This window comes from Ensifer sp. VA4 (assembly GCF_055710065.1).
Map to the genome: position 1 here is coordinate 1 of NZ_JBVQPO010000005.1, position 15,395 is coordinate 15,395.

Genomic DNA, 15,395 nt, shown 5'->3' on the forward strand with positions numbered 1-15,395 from the left:
GAACCAATGTCTCCAGTTCACCGCGCTCCTCACCCGTCAAGACAATCGCAACCGCCGCTTTGCCCATCGATCATCCCCTTCTCAAACAGGGAAAATGATCGCACAAATTTATCGATCAGGACACTAGAGAAGTCCGAGCTCCGCCAGTTCGCGGCGCAGTTCGAGCGGCATATCGGCGCCACCGCCGGAAAGCGACGCCAGGTCGCGGGGCGCGTCCTTGTCGGTGAGATAGCGCCAGCCCTGGAAGGCGCGCCGCGGCTGCAGCTCCGTCTCAACCACTTCCGGCCCGAGCAGCAGATTGCAGCGGCCGATACCCTCGCCATCCGTGAAGGTCTCGATACCGATCAAGGGCTGCCGCGCCTGCACCGTCCCCTTGATGACCCAGTAGAGCGAACCGCCGTCCAGCAGTTCCTCCATGCGCTTGGGCACCATGCGGGTCGTGTGAAACGAATGGGGCTCAAGGCCGGCGGCCATGGCGGCCATCGCCTTGCGCGAAACCCATTCGCGCAGGTCATCGATCGATTCCGCCCCGACGCAGAGCTTTATGAGATGCAGAGACATAGCTGTTTTGAACACCCGTCCGGCCGTTGCGGTCAAGCGGCCAGACGCTGTTCATCCACAATCACCGCCACTGCATAATTCCTTAAACCGGGATCGATTTAGGGACAAAATTATGCAGCGCTTCAAAGTGATACAGCGATCTTGGCGCGCCCTAAGAGGCGCGCGGCGCTGTATGGCTCAACATTCGACGACGTTGACCGCGAGACCGCCGGTCGATGTTTCCTTGTACTTCTCGTTCATGTCGACGCCGGTCTGGCGCATCGTCTCGATGCAGGCATCGAGCGGTACGAAATGCTTGCCGTCGCCCTTGAGCGCCAGCGACGCCGCCGTCACGGCCTTGACCGCGCCAAGCGCGTTGCGTTCGATGCACGGCACCTGAACCAGGCCGGCCACTGGATCGCAGGTCATGCCGAGGTGATGCTCGAGTGCGATCTCGGCGGCATTTTCAATCTGTTCGGGCGTACCGCCCATGACGGCAGCAAGCCCCGCAGCCGCCATGGCGGAAGCTGAACCGACTTCGCCCTGACAGCCGACTTCTGCGCCCGAAATCGAGGCATTGTGCTTGATGATGCCACCGATCGCGGCGGCCGTCAGCAGATAGTCGCGAATGCCCTCCTGATCGGCATCGTCATGGAAGTGCATGTAGTAACGGATCGTGGCGGGAACGACGCCGGCGGCACCGTTGGTGGGCGACGTGACGACGCGGCCGCCCGCGGCATTCTCTTCATTGACCGCCATGGCGTAGACGCTCAGCCAGTCGTTGGCGAGCAGCGGATTGGTCTTGTTGGAGCGCCATTCTTCCTGCAGCTTGTCGTGGATCGAGCGGGCACGGCGACGGACCTTCAGGCCGCCCGGCATGATGCCCTCCTGGCTCAGCCCTCGGTCGATACAGTTGCTCATCGCGCTCCAGATGCGGTCGAGCCCGGCATTGAGCTCATCCGGCGACATGGTCGCTTCTTCGTTCGCCCGCTTCATTTGGGCGATCGTCAGGCCCGAGCGGGCCGCCATGTCCAGCATCTCCTGGGCTGTCGAGAACGGGAAAGGCACCTTGACGCCAGCCGCCTTGTTCTTCGAGGCACGCATGGCCTCGAGTTCCGTATCGGTCACGACGAAACCGCCGCCGATCGAGTAATAGATCCGCTTCAGAAGCAGCCTGCCATCCCGATCGAAGGCGGAGAAGGACATGCCATTGGCGTGGCCCGGCAGCGGCACCTTCTTGTCGAAGATCAGGTCCGTCTTCGGCTGGAATTCGTAGGATGGATGTCCGGGCGGCGCAATGCGTCCGCTGCGCTCGACCTCGTCGATCAACGCGTCCATGCGATCGGGGTCGACCAGATCGGGGCGTTCGCCGACGAGGCCAAGGATCACCGCCCTGCCCGTTCCATGGCCGATGCCGGTATGGGCAAGCGAACCATGCAGGCTGACCTTGATCGCCGCAACGGCAGCATGGGACGGGCGCGGCCAGTCATCAGACAAGATGAGATCGAGAAAGCGGTTGGCGGCCGACATCGGCCCCATCGTGTGCGAGCTCGAAGGCCCGATACCAATCTTGAACACGTCGAAGACGGAAAGAAACATAAGCTGCCTGCCCCGGAGACTGACCCGCAGCGCACCGGCATGACCGCCTGAACGCCGCATTCACGATTGCCTCGATATCACGCTTCACGGTCCGTGCGAACCGGCGCGCTATCCTCATATTTGCTGGACGATTTTATCCTCAGATCGGTCCCGATTTAAGGAAATCCGCACCAAATATAGGAACGAAGCCTATGCGATCCCATAGCGAACGGTCAGGCGATCAACCGACATTCGATCCCATCCGTGCGACATTGCCGTGCGCAGGCGCTCCGGCCATCTGGAATCAAAACGGCGCGGCTCCTGGGAAGCCGCGCCGACAATCAGTGGACTTTTCTAGATACTAGATATCAAAGGCCGCCGAAAAGATAAGCAAGAACAAGAACGCCAGCGAAACCAGCTACGGCGCGAGCAGTCACACCCCAGCAAGACTTCTGAATTGTATTGTCCATGATGTCTCCGAAACACTCTCAACGGCCGCGGGCAGCACATATGGCGCGCCCCGCGTCTGGGGCCATGCATATTGAAGAAAACGTAAATCCGCAATGGGGAAATGTGGCGAAAAGGTGTCCTGGCCTTGTCGCACCAAACGCCAAACTGGTGAAAACCGCGCAGTCGACCGGCGGCGACGGAGAGAAATTCCGCCGCAATTTCATCACAGTAGTTGACGCGCCGCCGATTCCCACGCCGCCGCGGCCACCTTGCAATTTCCAAAAGCCATGCCAAAAACACGTGTATGACCTTCGAAGATTACATAGCGCTTGTCGTGTTCATCCTGCTTTGGGCAGGCTTCAGTTGGGCGACCGACGGCTCGCGCGGCTTCAAGCGTGTGAGTCTCACCCGCCTCATGAACGAGCATCGCGGCCGCTGGATCCGCAATTCGCTGAACCGCGACCTGAAGATGATCGACACGCAGATCATTGCAGGGCTTCAGGCCGGCACCGCCTTCTTTGCCTCGACGACGATTTTCGCGCTCGGCGGCTGCTTCGCGTTGCTGGGGGCGACCGAACAGGCGCAGATGATCTTCGCGGACATGCCCTACGTCTTCCATGGCGGGCGCACCGCATTCGAGCTCAAGGTTGGCGGCCTCACCTGCCTCTTCGGCTATTCCTTCTTCAAGTTCGGCTGGTCCTATCGGCTGTTCAACTATTGCTCGATCCTGATGGGCGGCATTCCGATGACCGCCGACATGCAGCGAGATCCGCGGGCGGCCGAGAGAGCGGCCGAACGGGCGATCCGTATGAACGTGCTGGCCGCCAAGCACTTCAACGCCGGCCTCAGGGCGATTTTCCTGTCGATCGGTTATCTCGGCTGGTTCGTCAGCCCCTATGTCTTTGTCGGGCTTACCGTCTTCGTCATCTACGTGCTGACCCGCCGGCAGTTCTACTCGCAGGCACGCGCGGCGCTGCTGCAGGACGCAGCGCCCTGACGGCACGCACGCCTTTCGCGCCGAACAGAAACAAGTCAGGCCTACTCAGTTCCACCATCAACCAGCGACGCGTGTTTGGCGCAAGCCAAACCTGTCACTCTTCCTCACGCCCACAGGATGGCGAATGCCCATGTCCGACAGCAACGTGACTTCACCGGCAACACAGATACCGGCTCAACCCGCCGCACGGGGAAGGCTCGCTTTCATCGATGTCGCGCGCGGCGTGGCGCTGCTCGCCATGGCAACCTATCACTTCGTCTGGGATCTCGAGTTCTTCGGCTACGTTGCCGCGGGAACCGCCGGCACCGGCGGCTGGAAGATCTTCGCCCGGCTGATCGCCAGCAGCTTCCTGTTCCTCGCCGGTTACAGCCTGGTGCTGGGACAATGGCCGAAGCTGCGCCTCGACGCGTTCATGCGCCGCTTTGCCAAGATCGCCGGTGCCGCGGCGCTGATTACCATCGCGACCTATTTCGCGTTCCCGGACACGTTCATCTTCTTCGGCATCCTGCATGCTATCGCCGCGGCAAGCATAATCGGCCTTGTCTTCCTGCGGCTTCCCGCCGTCATTTCCCTCGTTGCGGCGGCGGCAGCCATCGCAGCCCCCTTCTATCTGCGCTCGCCGGCCTTCGACGCACCGTGGCTCTGGTGGGTCGGACTGTCCGAAACGCTACCGCGCTCCAACGACTACGTGCCGCTGCTGCCGTGGCTCGGGCCTTTCCTGCTCGGCCTTGCCGCAGCCAAGCTCTTCCACACGCGGCTCGTCGCCGCCCTGGCAATCCGTCCATCCACAGGCGACAAGGGCAAGCTGTGGATGAGGCCCTTCGTCTTCGGCGGCCGTCACAGTCTGGCCATATACCTCATTCACCAGCCCGTGCTCATCGGACTGGTCTATCTCTTCTCGCTGATCTCACCGCCGACATTGCCGGATCCCAAACAGGCGTACCGCAGCAATTGCGTGGCGGCCTGCAACCAGGGCAACCCAGCCGTGCCGTGCGAGACCTTCTGCGGCTGTACGTTAGACCTTCTGGTACAGCAGAACCTGTTCGACGATCTGAACAGGGGAGAGATCAACGTCAGCACCGATGAACGCATTGCGCGAATCGCGCGACAGTGCACAATGGACGTGCAATCAGGGGACTAGGACATGAATGCCTATCGTGCCAAGCCGCTGACCTTCCCGTGGCCCGCCCTGCTCTACGGCGTCGCCACGCTCGCGGCCCTTGTTCTGGGGCGATATTCCCCCATCCCGGTGGCACATGGACATAGCTGGTTTCCCTGGATCATCGGCGGCATACTGATCGTTGCGGCCATCTGGCTGGACCTCTGGGCGGTCAAGACGTTGCTCGACCGCCACACGGCCGTCATGCCTTACCGCTCGGCGACCTGCCTTGTCACCTACGGCCCCTTCCGCTTCACGCGCAATCCGATCTATCTCGGCTATACTTTGATGATGGTCGGCTTTGGCCTAGCGACGCTCAATCCGTGGTTCTTCATCACGGCGATCGCAGCGGTGATGCTGACGACGCTCTTTGCCATTCGCAATGAAGAGCGGCACTTGCTGTCGCGCTTCGGCTTCGAGTTCGAGCGCTATTGCCGGCACACCAGCCGCTGGATCTGAGCCGGCAGGCCGGAATGGCCAAACAAAAAAGGCGGCGCAGACGCCACCCTTCAAATTCCTCAAATGCATTGGCGGATCAGGTGCCGACGCCAATCTCCGCCAGACGCGTGAGGCACGCCTCTTCGACATTGTCGAGTTCTGCCAATGTATCTTCGATATCCTTGCGCTTCTGGCGAAGTTCCTCGCGCTTTTCCTCGACGCGGCTCATCAACAGGCGAAGCTGGCCCATCTCGCCGGGCGGGTCCTTGTAGACCTGGATGATTTCGCGGATCTCGGCAATCGTAAAGCCGATCCGCCGGCCACGCAGAATTTCCTGGATCAGCCGGCGATCTGCCGGCCGGAACAGCCGCGTACGGCCGCGGCGCTCGGGATGAATGAGGCCCTCGTCCTCATAGAACCGCAGCGTTCGGGTGGAAATGCCGAATTCCCGCGTCAATTCGGTGATGCTATAATATTTATTCACGCTGCCATTCCATGATTTTTCGCAAATCCACTATCGTTGACCTTGACGTAAAAGTCAAACAACGGCGCCTACGTGACGTGGAACCACCAGGTGGCAATGCCGAGAAAACTGAAGAAGCCGGTGATATCGGTAATGGCGGTCACGAAGACGGCGGAAGAGACGGCCGGATCCGCGCCGAAGCGGTCCAGACACAGCGGAACGAGGATGCCGGCGAGCGCTGCGGCCATCATGTTGATCAGCATCGCAGTAGCGATGATGCCGCCGATGTTCGGATCCTGAAACCAGAGACCAGCCACCAGACCGATCAGCGCGCCGAAGATCATGCCGTTGAGGAGCCCCACCCCGGCTTCGCGCCGGATGATGCGCGGAGCGTTGTGAATATCGAGGCCGCGGGTTGCCAGCGCGCGCACGGTGACCGTCATTGTCTGCGAACCGGCATTGCCGCCCATGCCGGCGACGATCGGCATCAGGATGGCAAGCGCCACGATCTGCTGAATGGTCGCATCGAAGAGGCCGATGACCGAAGCGGAAATGCAGGCCGTCATGGAATTGATGAACAGCCAGGGCACGCGCGAGCGCGATGCTTCCGCCACCGAGTCCGACAGTTCTTCGTCGCCAACGCCGCTCAGGCGCAGCAAGTCTTCCTCGGCTTCTTCCTGAATGACGTCGACGACGTCGTCGATGGTGAGAACGCCCACCAACCGACCGTTGTCGTCAACCACCGCCGCGGAGAGCAAGTCGTACTGCTCGAAGAGCTGAGCTGCCTCTTCCTGGTCCATTTCGGCAGGAATGGCGTGGCTCGTGTCGTGCATGATTGCATCGACCTTGACCGAGCGTTTGGTACGCAGCACGCGATCGAGGTCCACGGCACCGAGCAGTTTGAAGGTGGGATCGATGACGAAGATCTGCGTGAAGCTCTCGGGCAGGTCCTCGTCCTCGCGCATGTAGTCGATCGTCTGGCCGACGGTCCAGAACGGCGGCACCGCCACGAACTCGGTCTGCATGCGCCGGCCGGCCGTGCTCTCGGGATAGTCGAGCGAGCGGCGCAGACGAACCCGTTCCGTGAAGGGAAGCTTCGCCAGGATTTCGTCCTGGTCTTCCTGGTCGAGGTCCTCGAGAATGTAGACGGCGTCGTCGGAATCCATCTCGCCGATAGCCTCGGCGATCTGCTCGTTCGGCAGATGATCGACGATATCGAGACGGATCGCCTCGTCGACCTCGGTCAGCGCCGAAAGGTCGAACTCCTTGCCGAGCAGCGAGACCAGCGCCAGACGCTGCTCCGGCTGGATCGCCTCGAGCAGGTCGCCGAGTTCCGAGGAATGCAGGCCGGCAACATGCTGGCGCAGATAGATCGTGTCGCGATCGGCAATCGCCGCGCCGACATGCATGAGGAAATCGGAACGGACCGAACCGTCGTCGGCATAGATGTCCGAACCGTCAAAGGTCTTGACGTCTTCGAGACCGCTGTCGTCGTCGCCGATATTGCTCATGGGCGCCCTCGAAACGATTGCTGCTTTCCGGTGGCCATCTTTGCAGACCGGAAAGAATGCGTCACTGACGGTTGGCTGGCCTTCTTCCGCCGCCGTGGTTCGGAGTCGGGCTCTAGAGCCTGCTACCGCAAAGCCCCGCCGAGGTCCACAGCACAGTTACCACCCCGCGCGTGGCGACAACAGATTTATTCAAGCTGTTGCAAATACATGAGAAACCGGCGGTATCTCGATGCAGTCGACATCGATCGCACGATCGGTTAGCACTTTTCTTCGTTCCCTGAAGCCGGAATCGATTTCAGCGAGCGAAACGGCAGCTCAAGGTTTACGGCGTCTCTTGCGTTCCTCAACGGGACGAACGCCCCCGCACCGCTGCAGTCGAGGAATATCTGATGGCGATCCGTCCCATTGTCCGCTTTCCAAACCAAATGCTGAGCCGCAAGGCGGACAGCGTCACCCGCTTTGACGCGACGCTCGAGGCCCTTGCGGCCGATCTTCTCGACACGATGCGAGCGGCACCGGGTATCGGCATCACCGCCCCGCATATTGGTGTCCTTCAGCGGGTGACCGTGATCGAACTCGACCAGGAGAGCGGCGTTAGGATCTACGTCAACCCGGAGATCGTCTGGCACTCTACCCAGCTCATGAAACATGCGGAAGGCAGCGTTTCGATGCCAGGGGTCACGGAAGACGTCGAACGTCCGCAAGCGGTGCGAGTTCGCTTTCAGGCGCTCTGCGGTGAAACAATGGAAGAAGAGGCCGAAGGGCTGATGGCGATTTGCCTGCAGCACGAGATCGATCAACTGGACGGCATATTCTGGACCCAACGCCTCTCGCGCCTGAAACGCGATCGGGCGATCAAGAAATTCGAAAAACTGACAAGGGAACAGCCACGCGGCTAGAGCCGTGCCCCGCAGACAGTATCAAATGACTTCACCAAGGATCTGACAATGAAGCCAACATATCTTGCAGTCATCGGCCTCCTGGCTCTTGCCGGTTGCAACAGCGCCCAACAGAGCCTTGAACCCCTGCCCGAAAGCCTGACCTACGGCGAGAACGCGAGCAAGAGAAAGACGCAGGCCGCTCCCGGCACGATGGTCCAGAACCGCTTCATGTATGAAGGGCAGATGGTCTACGAAACCTACGAGGTTCAGCCCGATCACAGCTACAAGCTCGTCCGCCGCCGCATGGACCAGAGCGGGCCCGCCGGCAACAGCTGACGCGGGCCGTGGAGTCGTGTTCAACCTGAGAGGCGCCCTGCGATCGACAGCAGACGATCGCAAGGCCCGGCACAGGTCCGTCCACGCGCGCGTTCAAAGCTAACTGTTGGATTTACAAACAAAAACCCGGCCGAAGCCGGGTATTTGGTGCGGTCGAGAAGACTCGAACTTCCACGGGTTGCCCCACAGCGACCTCAACGCTGCGCGTCTACCAATTCCGCCACGACCGCATCGTGGTAGCTGCCGACTCGCGCCGGCGGGGCTGCATTTAGCAAAAGCCCCCGGGGTGCACAAGGGACGGCTGTGCACAATTCGAATGATCGCGACGGAACGCAGCAGCCTTCGCATTTTTCGGTGTGAAGAAGCCGTGCCCGGCCGCCTCTCGCAGACCAAGTGCGCACGCACGTTATCAGCCATAGCGCCGAGACCGGCCGTTTGGATCGCGGCAGGCCCCTGCCAATCGCGAGCAAGACGAACGAGCTTCCGCCATGTTGGACGCCTGTTCTTGAGCGGAAACGTGCAGCGAATATATCGGTCAAAGACCCGATCCCAGGCTAAACGCCATCTCGCTGAGCTGAAGAAAAAAACAAAAACCCGGCCGAAGCCGGGTATTTGGTGCGGTCGAGAAGACTCGAACTTCCACGGGTTGCCCCACAGCGACCTCAACGCTGCGCGTCTACCAATTCCGCCACGACCGCATCGTGGTAGGTGCCGACTTGCGCCGACGCGGCTGCATGTAGCAAAAGCCCCTGGGGGGCACAAGAGGATGACGACAGAAATTTGACGGGAAATGAAACTATTTCAACAGCCCGCTCGGGAAGCCGTGGAAACGCTGGACTCTTGTCTCACGCCGTCCCATGTACAAGCTCTGAAAAACAGGAATACCGAGCGAATGCAGCGTGAGAATCTGAGCCAGGACATGTTCGCCCCTCCGGAATCACCGCCGGTTCGCTGGCGGATCGCCTCCGAACTGGTCGATTATCCACAGGCCGTCGAGTTGATGGAGCAGGAAGCCGCCGCGATCGCGGCCGGAACGGCGGACGAACTCGTCTGGCTGGTCGAGCATCCACCGCTTTATACGGCCGGAACCAGCGCCGATGCTGCCGACCTGGTGATGCCAGACCGCTTTCCGGTTTTCGCGACAGGTCGCGGCGGCGAATACACCTATCATGGTCCGGGACAGCGCGTCGTTTACGTCATGCTCGACCTCAAGCGCCGGAAACAGGACGTGCGCGCCTTCGTCGCCGCGCTGGAGAGCGTCGTCATTTCCACGCTCGATTCCATGAATGTCAGAGGCGAGCGCCGCGAAGATCGGGTCGGCGTCTGGGTTCGCCGCCCGGAAAAGCCAGCCCTGCCGGATGGCTCCATGGCAGAAGACAAGATTGCCGCAATCGGGATCCGCCTGCGCAAATGGGTGAGCTTCCACGGCTTCGCTCTGAACGTCGATCCCGACCTCGACCATTTCGGCGGCATCGTGCCCTGCGGTATCCGCGGTTATGGTGTCACGAGTCTCGTCGACCTTGGTCTGCCGGTCATGATGCCGGACGTGGACATTCGTCTGCGCGAAGCCTTCGAGAGCGTGTTCGGCCCGACGACAACCGACGGAGCCTAATTCCGCCTAGTTTGCGGCCCGTCGCCCCGCCTGCCGCTCGCGCCAGATGATGAAGAGGCCAGAGCCGACGATGATGGCGATGCCGAGCCATTTGGAGAGCGATGGAAAGTCTCCGAAGATGAGGTAGCCAAGCGCTGTCGCCGTGACGATCTCGAAATAGTGGAATGGCGCCAACAAGGAAACAGGCGCCGCTCTGAAGGCCTTGACGACGAGCAGGTGGCCGTAGCCGGAGAGCGTGCCGAGCACGACCACCAGCGTCCACCCAAGTGCCGATTTGGGTAAGGACGGCACGAAGTCCGCACTCCCCATGCCGTTACCGATCAGGATCACCAGCGCCATCATCAATGTGCCGCCGATACCGGCGATGGTCTGCATCGTCAGCGGCGAGTCGCCGGTACCGACCGCGCGATTGAGAAGCAGATAGCAGGCAAACACGAAGGCGCAGGCAACCGGCAGCAACGCCGTCACGCCGAAGACCGCGAAGCTCGGCTGGATGACGATCATCGCCCCACCGAAGCCGACGACGATCGCCAGCCAACGCCGCCAGCCGACCTTCTCCTTGAGAAACACGGCCGAAAGGCAAGTCAGGATGAAGGGCTCGACGAAGTAGATGGCAAAGGTGTCGGCCAAAGGCATGTACTTCACGGAAATGAAAAAGAACAAGGCCGCGGTCGCCAGCAGCACGCCGCGCAGCAGATTGGCCCAGGGACGCTTCGGCTTCAGCGCCCGCAGGCCACCGGCGCCGAGAAGCATGGGCAACGTAGCCACCAACTGGAAGAAGAAGCGATAGAAGGTTACCTGGCCGGGCGACATGCCTTCATAAACGGCCATATATTTTGCAATCACATCCATGCCGGGCAGAATGACCATCGCAAAGAGCATGATGGCGACGCCTTGCATGACGGTATTGGCAGGCTCGGCAGCCGCGGTTCGGGCGTCGGTCATGGGCAAGCTCCGGTTGGCCGCGGCAGATTAGTGGCAACGCTGTGGTTTTCAACGGTCGGGCGTTTTATCAGACGCGCAAAGGTTGCTGTGGCACTTTGATTTTCTGCATGTCTTCGTCCTCAAAGCGAGGTCGACTTAAGGAGACATGCAGTAAGCCGCAATTGACGGTGTTTTTGGCGCTTCGGGGTGGTCCCTCGCCGACCAAATGCCTATAAGTTCAGGACCATCTTCCGCCCCGGACATCAAAAGCGGCGGTCTGCCTGATGTCCGGGACCTTTGAACGTAACCGTGGCAAAGGAGATATCCATGCGCTTGTCCACCGAAACGATGATTGCCCGCCTGCGAGACACCAGCGACGGTGACACGCTGGGTGGACGCATCTGGAGGGCGCGCGATGCCGCCAACCTCAGCACCAAGGATCTTGCAGACCAGCTTGGGGTCCGCGCTGAAACGGTCTCGGCCTGGGAGCGCGATCGCGCCGAACCCCGGACGAACCGGCTGTTCCTGCTGGCCGGCGTGTTGGGCGTTACGCCCGCCTGGCTGATTGCCGGCCTCGGCAAGGCCCCGGATTCAGACGCGTGCGACGACGAGCGCGACGGTCTTCGCGAGCAGCTTGCACTGGTCAAGAAGCTGCATGAGCAGACCGGCAAGGCCATCGCGGCTCTTGAGATGGAACTCAATCGCGTTCAACAGAACATTCGTTAGCTATTACCGATTCCAACGGGCCGCCGTCCTGGTGGCCCGAAACCATTTTTGCTCAAGGGAGAAATTAGATGGATGTACGCGCCGCCGTTGCCGTTCAGGCCGGCAAGCCGCTCGAGGTCATGACGGTTCAGCTCGAAGGCCCGAAGGCCGGCGAGGTGCTGATCGAGGTCAAGGCCACCGGCATCTGCCACACCGACGACTTCACCCTGTCGGGCGCCGATCCGGAAGGCCTGTTCCCGGCGATCCTCGGCCATGAAGGCGCCGGTATCGTCGTCGACGTCGGCCCGGGCGTCACCTCGGTGAAGAAGGGCGATCACGTCATTCCGCTTTACACCCCCGAGTGCCGTTCCTGCCCGTCGTGCCTCAGCCGCAAGACCAATCTCTGCACCGCGATCCGCGCGACGCAGGGCCAGGGCCTGATGCCGGACGGCACCTCGCGCTTCTCGATCGGCAAGGACAAGATCCACCACTACATGGGCTGCTCGACCTTCGCCAACTACACGGTGCTGCCGGAGATCGCCATCGCCAAGGTCAACCCGGACGCGCCCTTCGACAAGATCTGCTACATCGGCTGCGGCGTCACCACCGGCATCGGTGCGGTCATCAACACGGCACAAGTGGAGATCGGCGCGACCGCGATCGTCTTCGGTCTCGGCGGCATCGGCCTCAACGTCATCCAGGGGCTCAGGCTTGCCGGTGCCGACATGATCATCGGCGTCGACCTCAACAACGACAAGAAGGCCTGGGGCGAGCGCTTCGGCATGACCCACTTCGTCAACCCGCAGGAGGTCGGCGACGACATCGTGCCCTATCTCGTCAACATGACGAAGCGCGGCGCCGACCAGATCGGCGGGGCCGACTACACCTTCGACTGCACCGGCAACACCAAGGTGATGCGCCAGGCGCTCGAAGCCTCGCATCGCGGCTGGGGCAAGTCGGTGGTGATCGGCGTCGCCGGTGCCGGCCAGGAGATCTCCACCCGGCCGTTCCAGCTCGTCACCGGCCGCAGTTGGATGGGCACCGCCTTCGGCGGCGCCCGCGGCCGCACCGACGTGCCGAAGATCGTCGACTGGTACATGGAGGGCAAGATCGAGATCGATCCGATGATCACCCACACCATGGCGCTCGAAGACATTAACAAGGGCTTCGAACTGATGCATTCCGGCGAAAGCATTCGCTCGGTCGTTCTTTACTGAGCGCCAGGTGGCGCAGTTCCGGGCTTCAAACTATGCCCGGAATTGCTTCACAACCTGAATGACGCAATTCCGGACGGAAAACCGCTTCGCACTTTTCCTGGAATTGCTCACAATCCGATTCAGAACGGCGCCGGAGTCGATTGATTTCCGGCGCTTTTTCAGTCCGTTGAGAAATTGATTCAAGATGATCTATGTCGATGCCGATGCCTGCCCGGTGAAGGCGGAAATCCTGAAGGTGGCCGAGCGCCATGGAATAGAGGTGACTTTCGTCGCCAATTCCGGCCTGCGTCCCTCGCGCGACCCGATGGTGCACAACGTCATCGTCTCGGCGGGCTTCGATGCGGCGGACGATTGGATCGCGGAACGGGCGCATGAAGGCGATATCGTCGTCACCGCCGACGTGCCGCTGGCCGCGCGCTGCGTTGCCGCCGGCGCACTGGTCACCGGTCCATCGGGCCGCCTCTTCGACAAGAGCAATATCGGCATGGCATCCGCCATGCGTGATCTTGGCCAACACCTGCGCGAAACCGGCGAGAGCAAGGGCTACAACGCCGCCTTCACCCCACGGGATCGCTCTGCCTTTCTTGAAACACTTGACCGACTCGCACGCCAGTCGAAAAAATGACAGCGCGACGAGCAATCCTGCGGGCAACCGCAATCGCAGGGGCATTTCAATGAAAGCGACGACAAAGCTCAGGCACTGGCCCTTCTACACCGCCCTCTTCTGCGGAGCTCTGACCGTACCAGCCCTCTGGTTCGTTGCGCGCCCCTTTGTCCTCGTGGCCGCGGCCATCACCTTTTTCTGCGTCTATCTCTTCATGAGCTGGCGGCGCCTGCGAATGATGACGGGCAGACACCTGAAAACGCATGCCCGCAACACCGACGAGCCGGAAGCCGTCATCTTCCTTGTAACATTCGGCGCCGCCACAACCGCGCTCGTCTCGCTGTTCTTTGCGCTCAATGCCCAGCAGACCGCATCCGCCCTGGCGCTCGCCCTCGCCTTTGCCTCCGTCGTGCTCGGCTGGGCGACCATCCACATGATGGCCGCCATGCACTATGCCCATGTCTATTGGGTGGCTGACCAGACCAAGCAGGCAGCGGAGCCGGCGCGCGGCCTCGATTTTCCCGGGACCCCTGATCCTGGCGGCTATGATTTCCTCTATTTTTCCTTCGTCATCGGCATGACGGCGCAAACATCTGATGTCGCCATCACGACGACGACCATGCGGCGCATCAACCTGATGCACGCCATCGTCTCGTTCTTCTTCAACACCGTGCTCGTCGCCGCCGCCGTGAACGCGGCCGTGCAGCTTGCCGGCTGAGCATAATTATCCAAGGAGCATCCCATGAAAGTCCTTTCGCAAAACACCGCCTTCGGCGGCATGCAGGGCGTCTTTTCGCACGAATCCGAGGCCTGCAAGGGCGAGATGACTTTCGCCGTCTTCGTACCGCCACAGGCTATCAAGGAACCGAGGCCGGTCGTCTGGTACCTGTCCGGCCTCACCTGCACGCACGCGAACGTCATGGAGAAGGGCGAGTACCGGCGCATGGCGTCCGAGCTCGGCCTCATCATCGTCTGCCCGGATACCAGCCCGCGCGGCACCGACGTCCCCGACGAGTTGACGAATTGGCAGATGGGCAAAGGCGCCGGGTTCTATCTCGACGCCACCGAGAAGCCCTGGGCCGAGCACTATCAGATGTACACCTACATTACCGAAGAGCTGCCCGCCTTCGTCAGCCAGCACTTCCGCATGGACATGAGCCGCCAGGGGATCTTCGGACATTCAATGGGCGGTCACGGCGCGATGACGATCGCGCTCAAGCAGCCGGACCGATTCAGGAGCTGCTCGGCTTTCGCGCCGATCGTCGAGCCGTCGACCGCTGATTGGTCGATCGGCGCCTTCGAGAAGTACCTTGGAACCGATCGCGCAGCCTGGCGGCAATATGATGCCTGCGCCCTCGTCCAGGATGGCGCACGCTTCCCCGAATTCCTGATCGACCAGGGCAAGGCAGACAGCTTCCTCGAAAGCGGACTGCGCCCCTGGCTGTTCGAAGACGCCGTGAAGGGCACGGGCATCGGTCTGACGCTGCGGATGCATGAACGCTACGACCACTCCTATTACTTCATCTCGACCTTCATGGACGATCATCTGAAGTGGCATGCCGACAGGCTGGCCTGAGCCGATTTGACCGCGGAGCGACTGATGACCCACCTCTTTCTCGTCGGCGCCGGTGGCGCGATCGGCTCGATCTTGCGCTACCTCGCCGGGCTCTGGGCTATCCACCGCTTCGGGCCCAGCTTCCCGTGGGGCACCCTCGGGGTCAATATCACAGGCTCGTTCCTGATCGGCCTGCTGGTGGAGATGATCATGCGCAAGTTCGGCGCGTCGCCGGAAATGCGCGTGTTCCTCATCACCGGCGTCCTCGGTGGGTACACGACCTTCTCCGCCTTCTCGCTGGACGCAATCACGCTGGCCGAGCGCGGCGATGTCGTGCTTTCCGTCATCTACGTAATCGCCAGCGTCGCGCTTTCGATCTTGGCGGTCTTCAGCGGGCTGGCTCTGGTGCGCGCAATAGTCTAAAG

Annotated in this window: 17 protein-coding genes and 2 tRNA genes; 12 read left to right on the plus strand and 7 right to left on the minus strand. The window is 61.3% G+C overall.

Annotated features, from left to right (window positions below; genetic code table 11):
• Nucleotides 1-123: 123 nt before the first annotated feature.
• The gene (locus tag AC0C6X_RS09210; protein WP_173516288.1) at nt 124-561 is read right to left on the minus strand and encodes a DUF1489 family protein; all 438 of its coding nucleotides are present in this window, start codon (nt 559-561) and stop codon (nt 124-126) included.
• A gap of 177 nt (nt 562-738) precedes the next feature.
• Nucleotides 739-2,139, minus strand: a complete 1,401-nt coding sequence (locus tag AC0C6X_RS09215) for an L-serine ammonia-lyase (protein ID WP_472952705.1) — start codon at nt 2,137-2,139, stop codon at nt 739-741.
• A gap of 733 nt (nt 2,140-2,872) precedes the next feature.
• Between AC0C6X_RS09215 and AC0C6X_RS09220 the strand changes: the two genes are divergently transcribed.
• From AC0C6X_RS09220 to AC0C6X_RS09230, 3 genes are all read left to right on the plus strand, one after another.
• Nucleotides 2,873-3,565, plus strand: a complete 693-nt coding sequence (locus tag AC0C6X_RS09220) for a DUF599 domain-containing protein (RefSeq protein ID WP_472952708.1) — start codon at nt 2,873-2,875, stop codon at nt 3,563-3,565.
• Between the two features lie 130 nt (nt 3,566-3,695).
• Nucleotides 3,696-4,706, plus strand: coding sequence for a heparan-alpha-glucosaminide N-acetyltransferase (locus AC0C6X_RS09225; RefSeq protein WP_472952709.1), 1,011 nt, complete (start codon nt 3,696-3,698; stop codon nt 4,704-4,706).
• A gap of 3 nt (nt 4,707-4,709) precedes the next feature.
• Nucleotides 4,710-5,183 (plus strand): methyltransferase family protein, encoded by a 474-nt coding sequence (locus AC0C6X_RS09230; protein ID WP_173516284.1) that lies wholly within the window; start codon nt 4,710-4,712, stop codon nt 5,181-5,183.
• A gap of 76 nt (nt 5,184-5,259) precedes the next feature.
• Here AC0C6X_RS09230 and AC0C6X_RS09235 read toward each other — a convergent pair whose 3' ends face one another.
• Nucleotides 5,260-5,646 carry a MerR family transcriptional regulator gene (locus AC0C6X_RS09235; protein WP_113537749.1) on the minus strand — a complete coding sequence of 129 codons (387 nt, stop codon included), beginning with the start codon at nt 5,644-5,646 and terminating at the stop codon, nt 5,260-5,262.
• A gap of 68 nt (nt 5,647-5,714) precedes the next feature.
• Nucleotides 5,715-7,136, minus strand: a complete 1,422-nt coding sequence (gene mgtE / locus AC0C6X_RS09240) for a magnesium transporter (protein WP_173516283.1) — start codon at nt 7,134-7,136, stop codon at nt 5,715-5,717.
• A 389-nt stretch (nt 7,137-7,525) separates the two neighbouring features.
• Here mgtE and AC0C6X_RS09245 point away from each other — a divergent pair, with 389 nt between their 5' ends.
• Together AC0C6X_RS09245 and AC0C6X_RS09250 are read left to right on the plus strand one after the other, a co-directional pair.
• Complete coding sequence (locus AC0C6X_RS09245; RefSeq protein WP_247959106.1) at nt 7,526-8,035, plus strand: peptide deformylase; 510 nt, start codon at nt 7,526-7,528, stop codon at nt 8,033-8,035.
• Between the two features lie 48 nt (nt 8,036-8,083).
• Nucleotides 8,084-8,353, plus strand: a complete 270-nt coding sequence (locus AC0C6X_RS09250) for a hypothetical protein (RefSeq protein WP_247959107.1) — start codon at nt 8,084-8,086, stop codon at nt 8,351-8,353.
• Between the two features lie 145 nt (nt 8,354-8,498).
• Here the strand turns inward: AC0C6X_RS09250 and AC0C6X_RS09255 are convergent.
• Together AC0C6X_RS09255 and AC0C6X_RS09260 are read right to left on the minus strand one after the other, a co-directional pair.
• A tRNA-Leu gene (locus AC0C6X_RS09255) sits at nt 8,499-8,583 on the minus strand.
• A 383-nt stretch (nt 8,584-8,966) separates the two neighbouring features.
• A tRNA-Leu gene (locus AC0C6X_RS09260) sits at nt 8,967-9,051 on the minus strand.
• Between the two features lie 194 nt (nt 9,052-9,245).
• On the opposite strand from AC0C6X_RS09260, the gene lipB reads away from it, so the two are divergent.
• Entirely contained in the window at nt 9,246-9,965 is a 720-nt protein-coding gene (lipB, locus tag AC0C6X_RS09265; protein ID WP_246304279.1) for a lipoyl(octanoyl) transferase LipB, read from the plus strand.
• A gap of 6 nt (nt 9,966-9,971) precedes the next feature.
• Here the strand turns inward: lipB and AC0C6X_RS09270 are convergent, their stop codons facing one another.
• On the minus strand, nt 9,972-10,910 hold the full coding sequence (locus AC0C6X_RS09270) for a DMT family transporter (RefSeq protein WP_246304278.1): 939 nt from the start codon (nt 10,908-10,910) through the stop codon (nt 9,972-9,974).
• A 306-nt stretch (nt 10,911-11,216) separates the two neighbouring features.
• Between AC0C6X_RS09270 and AC0C6X_RS09275 the strand changes: the two genes are divergently transcribed.
• From AC0C6X_RS09275 to crcB, 6 genes are all read left to right on the plus strand, one after another.
• Complete coding sequence (locus tag AC0C6X_RS09275) at nt 11,217-11,615, plus strand: helix-turn-helix domain-containing protein (RefSeq protein ID WP_173516280.1); 399 nt, start codon at nt 11,217-11,219, stop codon at nt 11,613-11,615.
• Between the two features lie 68 nt (nt 11,616-11,683).
• On the plus strand, nt 11,684-12,811 hold the full coding sequence (locus AC0C6X_RS09280; protein ID WP_247959108.1) for an S-(hydroxymethyl)glutathione dehydrogenase/class III alcohol dehydrogenase: 1,128 nt from the start codon (nt 11,684-11,686) through the stop codon (nt 12,809-12,811).
• 184 nt (nt 12,812-12,995) lie between these two features.
• Nucleotides 12,996-13,436, plus strand: a complete 441-nt coding sequence (locus AC0C6X_RS09285) for a YaiI/YqxD family protein (RefSeq protein ID WP_173516278.1) — start codon at nt 12,996-12,998, stop codon at nt 13,434-13,436.
• Nucleotides 13,437-13,485: 49 nt separating this feature from the next.
• A complete protein-coding gene (locus AC0C6X_RS09290) occupies nt 13,486-14,133 on the plus strand; it encodes a DUF1345 domain-containing protein (protein WP_173516277.1) in 648 nt (215 codons plus the stop codon).
• A 24-nt stretch (nt 14,134-14,157) separates the two neighbouring features.
• Nucleotides 14,158-14,991, plus strand: coding sequence for an S-formylglutathione hydrolase (gene fghA / locus AC0C6X_RS09295; RefSeq protein ID WP_472952711.1), 834 nt, complete (start codon nt 14,158-14,160; stop codon nt 14,989-14,991).
• A gap of 24 nt (nt 14,992-15,015) precedes the next feature.
• Nucleotides 15,016-15,393, plus strand: coding sequence for a fluoride efflux transporter CrcB (crcB, locus tag AC0C6X_RS09300; RefSeq protein WP_472952713.1), 378 nt, complete (start codon nt 15,016-15,018; stop codon nt 15,391-15,393).
• Nucleotides 15,394-15,395: the final 2 nt, after the last annotated feature.

What these genes read in the sequence shown, in the direction of transcription:
- AC0C6X_RS09215 (WP_472952705.1), bottom strand. Translation starts at nt 2,139, where the DNA reads ATGTTTCTTTCCGTCTTCGACGTGTTCAAGATTGGTATCGGGCCTTCG.
- mgtE (WP_173516283.1), bottom strand. Translation starts at nt 7,136, where the DNA reads ATGAGCAATATCGGCGACGACGACAGCGGTCTCGAAGACGTCAAGACC.
- AC0C6X_RS09230 (WP_173516284.1), top strand. Translation starts at nt 4,710, where the DNA reads ATGAATGCCTATCGTGCCAAGCCGCTGACCTTCCCGTGGCCCGCCCTG.
- AC0C6X_RS09250 (WP_247959107.1), top strand. Translation starts at nt 8,084, where the DNA reads ATGAAGCCAACATATCTTGCAGTCATCGGCCTCCTGGCTCTTGCCGGT.
- fghA (WP_472952711.1), top strand. Translation starts at nt 14,158, where the DNA reads ATGAAAGTCCTTTCGCAAAACACCGCCTTCGGCGGCATGCAGGGCGTC.
- AC0C6X_RS09245 (WP_247959106.1), top strand. Translation starts at nt 7,526, where the DNA reads ATGGCGATCCGTCCCATTGTCCGCTTTCCAAACCAAATGCTGAGCCGC.
- AC0C6X_RS09225 (WP_472952709.1), top strand. Translation starts at nt 3,696, where the DNA reads ATGTCCGACAGCAACGTGACTTCACCGGCAACACAGATACCGGCTCAA.
- AC0C6X_RS09285 (WP_173516278.1), top strand. Translation starts at nt 12,996, where the DNA reads ATGATCTATGTCGATGCCGATGCCTGCCCGGTGAAGGCGGAAATCCTG.
- AC0C6X_RS09270 (WP_246304278.1), bottom strand. Translation starts at nt 10,910, where the DNA reads ATGACCGACGCCCGAACCGCGGCTGCCGAGCCTGCCAATACCGTCATG.
- lipB (WP_246304279.1), top strand. Translation starts at nt 9,246, where the DNA reads ATGCAGCGTGAGAATCTGAGCCAGGACATGTTCGCCCCTCCGGAATCA.
- AC0C6X_RS09275 (WP_173516280.1), top strand. Translation starts at nt 11,217, where the DNA reads ATGCGCTTGTCCACCGAAACGATGATTGCCCGCCTGCGAGACACCAGC.
- crcB (WP_472952713.1), top strand. Translation starts at nt 15,016, where the DNA reads ATGACCCACCTCTTTCTCGTCGGCGCCGGTGGCGCGATCGGCTCGATC.
- AC0C6X_RS09220 (WP_472952708.1), top strand. Translation starts at nt 2,873, where the DNA reads ATGACCTTCGAAGATTACATAGCGCTTGTCGTGTTCATCCTGCTTTGG.
- AC0C6X_RS09210 (WP_173516288.1), bottom strand. Translation starts at nt 561, where the DNA reads ATGTCTCTGCATCTCATAAAGCTCTGCGTCGGGGCGGAATCGATCGAT.
- AC0C6X_RS09290 (WP_173516277.1), top strand. Translation starts at nt 13,486, where the DNA reads ATGAAAGCGACGACAAAGCTCAGGCACTGGCCCTTCTACACCGCCCTC.
- AC0C6X_RS09280 (WP_247959108.1), top strand. Translation starts at nt 11,684, where the DNA reads ATGGATGTACGCGCCGCCGTTGCCGTTCAGGCCGGCAAGCCGCTCGAG.